This is a genomic window from Flavivirga sp. 57AJ16, from assembly GCF_028736925.1.
Taxonomy (GTDB): Bacteria; Bacteroidota; Bacteroidia; order Flavobacteriales; family Flavobacteriaceae; genus Flavivirga.
Genome location: NZ_JAQZAT010000044.1, coordinates 1 through 1,675 on the forward strand (window position 1 = coordinate 1; position 1,675 = coordinate 1,675).

General features: G+C 40.1%; 1 protein-coding gene. It reads left to right on the forward strand.

Features of this window, described 5'->3' with window-relative positions; all coding sequences use genetic code 11:
- The first annotated feature begins 372 nt into the window (after window positions 1-372).
- A complete protein-coding gene (gene ltrA, locus PQO00_RS20255; protein ID WP_274186676.1) occupies window positions 373-1,578 on the forward strand; it encodes a group II intron reverse transcriptase/maturase in 1,206 nt (401 codons plus the stop codon).
- The last annotated feature ends 97 nt before the right edge of the window (window positions 1,579-1,675 follow it).

Genomic DNA, 1,675 nt, shown 5'->3' on the forward strand with positions numbered 1-1,675 from the left:
GAACCTCTGATGAAGTGTCGAGAAAGTGCAACCTTCTGTCAAAAATGTTTGAAGTATGACAAACATGATAAGTTTAGCGGTCACCTGTTTACTGGCTAAGCGGCAGGCGTCATTTAGGAGGCATGACCTTTATTCGGGCTTATAAGCGGAACTCGGGAACCTGCTCGAAGATGCAAAGTGAAAGGCACAATAGCGCAAACTAGAGGCTAAATAGCGATGCTTGGATCAGGGGCGGACCAGTCTGTAGTAGCGATGAAGGTTTTGTAATGAAACTGGAGCGAAGGGACTGGCTTATACAGTTTATCAATTTTTACAACTCGCAAGAGGATGATTCAATTTGAGAAGACAAAATCAGTACCAATTACCAAAGAAATGGTATGGGAAGCCTACTTACAGGTAAAGCGAAAAGGAAAAAGCGCAGGTATAGATAATCTAAGCATGTCAGATTATGACAAGCAAAGACATCGACACTTGTACAAGGTCTGGAACCGCTTAGCCTCGGGCAGTTATTACCCACCACCAGTCCTACAGGTTGAAATTCCAAAGAAAAACGGCTCCATTCGCCAATTGGGGATTCCAACCATTAGTGATAGAGTAGCCCAAACGGCGATAAGAAATCAAATAGAAGAAAGACTGGAATCCATCTTTCATCCACAATCCTACGGTTATCGACCAAAACGCAGTGCCCATCAAGCACTTGAACAGGTACGCAAAAACTGCTGGAAGCATGATTGGGTGATTGATTTGGATATCAAGAATTTCTTTGATGATATTGACCATGACAAGTTACTTAAAGCGTTAAACAAACATGTTGAGGAAAAGTGGGTGCTTAAATACATCGAAAGATGGCTCAAAGCTCCACTTCAAACCCAAAAAGGTGAAGTTATAGCAAGAACAAAAGGCACCCCGCAAGGTGGAGTGATAAGCCCACTATTAGCCAATCTGTTTCTGCATTACACCTTAGATGTTTGGTTTGCGAGAATGAAGCCTGCAATTGAATTTGTACGATATGCAGATGATATTATCATTCATTGTCATACACAAGAAGAAGCAGAGCAAATTTTGCAGAGCATAAATGTAAGACTGGAATCATGTGGCTTAATATTACACCCTGATAAAACAAAGATTGTGTATTGTAAGGATTTTAGAAGGCAAGAAAAGTATGAAAAGGTACAATTTGACTTTTTAGGATATACATTTCAGCCGCGCACTTCAAAATCGAAGAAATCAGAAAAGCTGTTTCTAGGGTTTGACTGTGCTATTAGTATCCAATCACGGTCACGAATATTTGAAACAATTAGGAAGATGGAAATTCCAAGAATGCGATGTGATAGTATTGTAGGTATTGCTCATCATCTAAATCCTAAACTTAGGGGATGGATACGTTACTTTGGTAAATACCGAGGTTATAGTTTGTCAAAAGTGTTTTATGTGCTTCGCATAAAACTCGTAAGATGGGCAAGATATCGCTATAAACGGTATAGAAATAATCTAACAAATGCCTATAGGTGGTTGGACAGAGTTAGAAAACAATTTCCTAGTCTGTTTTATCACTGGTATGTTGGATATTCCAATTAAGTGCATAGATTTGTATAAGAAGAGCCGTATGATGGGAGACTATCACGTACGGTTCTGTGAGAGGCTCGGGGTGAAATCCCCCTTGTCTACTCGACAC